This is a genomic window from Paenibacillus sp. MAEPY2, assembly GCF_000499205.1.
Classification (GTDB): Bacteria; Bacillota; Bacilli; order Paenibacillales; family Paenibacillaceae; genus Paenibacillus; species Paenibacillus vandeheii.
On record NZ_AWUK01000091.1, the window covers coordinates 1 to 3229 of the forward strand.

General features: G+C 46.8%; 5 protein-coding genes and 1 pseudogene. 2 read left to right on the plus strand and 4 right to left on the minus strand.

The annotated features are described in order from the left end of the window. Positions 1–206 (plus strand): hypothetical protein (locus P364_RS38430; protein WP_236642275.1); only part of this gene is annotated, 206 nt, incomplete at its 5' end. 227 nt (positions 207–433) lie between these two features. Here the strand turns inward: P364_RS38430 and P364_RS0134390 are convergent. Further along, on the minus strand, positions 434–877 hold the full coding sequence (locus P364_RS0134390) for a DUF488 domain-containing protein (protein ID WP_024634479.1): 444 nt from the start codon (positions 875–877) through the stop codon (positions 434–436). Positions 878–945: 68 nt separating this feature from the next. Further along, a complete protein-coding gene (locus tag P364_RS0134395) occupies positions 946–1524 on the minus strand; it encodes a TetR/AcrR family transcriptional regulator (RefSeq protein WP_024634480.1) in 579 nt (192 codons plus the stop codon). Positions 1525–1548: 24 nt separating this feature from the next. On the opposite strand from P364_RS0134395, the pseudogene P364_RS0134400 reads away from it, so the two are divergent. Next, a pseudogene (locus P364_RS0134400) lies at positions 1549–1851 on the plus strand (transposase domain-containing protein); the annotation flags it as partial. A gap of 616 nt (positions 1852–2467) precedes the next feature. Here the strand turns inward: P364_RS0134400 and tnpB are convergent. Further along, positions 2468–2821, minus strand: a complete 354-nt coding sequence (gene tnpB, locus P364_RS0134410) for an IS66 family insertion sequence element accessory protein TnpB (protein WP_024634482.1) — start codon at positions 2819–2821, stop codon at positions 2468–2470. Next, positions 2815–3144, minus strand: a complete 330-nt coding sequence (tnpA, locus tag P364_RS0134415; protein WP_024634483.1) for an IS66 family insertion sequence element accessory protein TnpA — start codon at positions 3142–3144, stop codon at positions 2815–2817. Before tnpA ends, tnpB begins: the two co-directional genes overlap by 7 nt. Positions 3145–3229: the final 85 nt, after the last annotated feature.

Below are 3229 nucleotides of genomic sequence, written 5' to 3' on the forward strand. Positions count from 1 at the left end.
GGGTACAGCTTGACGCTTACCTAGAGAATTTGGCTGGTGAAACCAATTCTCAGTATAGCAAAGGAGGACTTTCTTCCATCATGTCTCACGGCACTTCCTGTTTTGTTCACCCAGGCATAGCCTGGGGCTTAATGTTTGAGTTAATATTAGCTATTCACTTTGAGCAATACTGTCACATCTCAGTCTTTTCGCACCATCAATATTGAGCACTCCACATGAATAGAGTATGTAACAAAAATAAAAAAATCGGCATCGCTGCCGTATCTGAATAGGTTTGGTGGAGAATAGGGGGATCGAACCCCTGACCTCTTGCATGCCATGCAAGCGCTCTCCCACAGGTAGTCATTTACACACCCATAATTAACATAAATAGCCCAATAGTTAAAACCAATGGAACTATATATTATATAGCCTTAAATCTTAAATAACAAAACTACACCAAATGAGTTACTTTGATTTCTTTTTTATGCTGATTCAGATACTCTGCGAGCAATCTCCTATGACAGTGATGGGGTTTGTCTTCACTGCACAAAAAGCATGTTACTTCATCAGCCAAAATATCGTTGATCCGGTTTTCAATTTTTCTTTTCTCTAGCAAACCAACGTACTGTTTTTCGAATTCGTCCCAACTCATCTGCTTTTTTTTATATGCGCTAAAAATATTTTCTGTTGGAGCAAGCAATACATCATGCTGATAAGATATTCCTACCAATCTCATTACATATGAGAGGTCATTTTTCTTGGCGTAACCCGATAATTGTGAAGTATTGTTGAGACGAGTATCAACAAGACGAGTCACCCCAGCATTTTTCATTAAGTTCACAAACTGCTCCAAACTCTTTTTTGCGAACCCAATTGTACAAATTTCTTGTTTCATATTCTTAGCCCCTAAAAAAACGTAATTTGTTTCGTCCTGCACCGCTACCACACGAGACCCGTTATTGGTCAGGAACTTACAGCCGCGTCTATTAACCTAGTGGCGACCTCACGAGCTGTGTTAGTGATCTTGGGGTTTCGATCCATGCGTTCCGCCACCGTAGCTCCGTCGAATAAGAGGACAAGTTGTGTCGCCAGATTTTCAGGGTAGACAGCTCCTGCGTCCTGTGCAAGCTCAGTAAACAGGGTCCGTACCGAAGCACGATACATGTCGGATACCTCCTCAACCGCACTGCCCGATTGCTTTTCAGCGCTAGCATTCATGAATGCGCATCCGCGAAATCCCGGCCCATTAAACGTCTCTCCTTGCAGGTCAAACACTCCCAGAAGACGTTCCCGTGGCGTCTCGTACGCGACAAGTCTATTCTCCATGCGCTCCTTCCATTTCTCGTACCGTTCCGTGAGGTATGCACGAATGAGCTCATCTTTACTACCAAAGTTGCTATAGAGGGTTGCTTTGGCCACTCCAGCTCGTTCGATCACACGGTCAATCCCAACAGTGTGCACGCCTTCCTGATAAAACAACTCGCTAGCCGCGGCAAGCAGTCTTTCCCTCGCTGACAATCGGTCGTTTGATTGCGAGTTCATCGTTTTCACCTCCATGGCTTCATTTTAACATGGTACGAGGAGCAGTTTCGTCTGGCCCAGCAAAAGCGATTCGGTGCTTCCAGCGAGAAGACACATCCGGATCAGCTCGATTTGTTCAACGAGGCGGAAGTGCTTGCCTCTCCGGAGGCGGCAGAACCTGAGGTTGAGGTCGAACAAGTGACCTATACGCGCAAGAAGCCGACTGGCGGCCGCGAAGCGAAATTGGAGCACTTGCCCGTTGAAACCATCGTCCATGAACTGCCGGCAGAAGAACGGTATTGTCCTTGCTGCAGTGATGCACTTCATGAGATGAGTACCGTAACTCGCATGGATGCGTGGTACCTCAGCCAAAAAGAAGAATGGGACTCGTCGAAGAGTCTGTTCTATCCCACTGCCGCTTAAATTTTAAAAATGGAACGTTCAAAATGGTGTTAGTCTGCTCATTTATGAAACTGGTTTTCATTATCCATGTTTTCCAGTCCAGTAACGTGGCTTCCGAGACCTATTCCCCCTTTAAGCCCACTCTAATGCCGAGAGGCTATTTCAAATATAAACACACAGGGCTGTCTTGCTTTGATTATATACAGACTGGTCTGTCTTGTAAACACGTTTTTTAACTCGCACTCCATCATGGATGGAGGCACACGATGGCGGTAAAAAACACAGCACTGGACAAGGTGGTACATGCATCTAAGGTTCCCCGATCATCAGGATTTCATTCTTGTTACTCTTAGAATCGACTAGTAACAAAGGATCTTGAACGTATTGACCTTATTTCAGCTTCGCCGACAGCTCGGCATTCATCTGTTCCAGTTTCGCGTTTTGCGCTTCGAGTTCTTCGATTGTGGGGAGAGAGTCCGTTCGATTTTCCATACCTATTGATTTCGGCATAAAGTCGGCGATTCCTAGGCGTAGGTATGGCGAAATAGCGAACATTCGCTCGTTACAACATGTTTTCCGCAACCACCGGCTTATACGCTTGTTGCTGGGTAAGGGAAAGCCCATCGAGCAGCCAGCGAAGCTCGCGATATGTGATCGTTACTTTGTTTTCACGGCTTTCCGGCCAGCGGAACGTGCCGCGTTCCAGACGCCGATAAAATAACCAGAAGCCGTTATGCTCCCAGTACAGCATCTTCAGCTTGTCCCGTCCCCGGTTGCAAAAGACAAACAAGCATGGGGAGAACGGATTCAGTCCAAGTCCTCCTTGGACGAGAGCAGCCAGTCCGTCGATGGATTTCCGTAAATCCGTGTTACCGCATGCCAGATACACTTGCTGAGTGGTCAGCTCGCTTAGCATTCGGCCTCCAATGCTTGCACCACATCGCGGAGCAGGGCAGGATTGAACCCAGGTTCGACCTCGATAACAGCTGTACCGATTCGGATGCAAAGGGGGCAAGCGGACGGTGTAGGCTTCGACTCAGGAGTTACGTTAGCTTTGACAAAGGTAGTTGACTTGGTACTGTTGGCGTCCGAAGATGAACTGCTTAGTCTTTTCAACCATGCGTAAAGATGACGACGATTTACTTGATTATCTTTGCACCATTTTGTTGCTTTTTCGCCGCTGGAACGGAATGCAGCGATGCGGGCTTCCCATTTCTCTTGGACATCTTCCCTGGCCATGAAAAAATCCTCCCTCTGTTGATTCTGAGGAGGATTATCTCATAGCGAATGCTAAGTAAGAAGGTGGGTACAGCTTGACGCTTAC

Excerpts from the sequence above, each read along its gene's own strand:
- tnpA (WP_024634483.1), bottom strand. The coding sequence starts at position 3,144 with ATGGCCAGGGAAGATGTCCAAGAGAAATGGGAAGCCCGCATCGCTGCA.
- P364_RS0134395 (WP_024634480.1), bottom strand. The coding sequence starts at position 1,524 with ATGAACTCGCAATCAAACGACCGATTGTCAGCGAGGGAAAGACTGCTT.
- tnpB (WP_024634482.1), bottom strand. The coding sequence starts at position 2,821 with ATGCTAAGCGAGCTGACCACTCAGCAAGTGTATCTGGCATGCGGTAAC.
- P364_RS0134390 (WP_024634479.1), bottom strand. The coding sequence starts at position 877 with ATGAAACAAGAAATTTGTACAATTGGGTTCGCAAAAAAGAGTTTGGAG.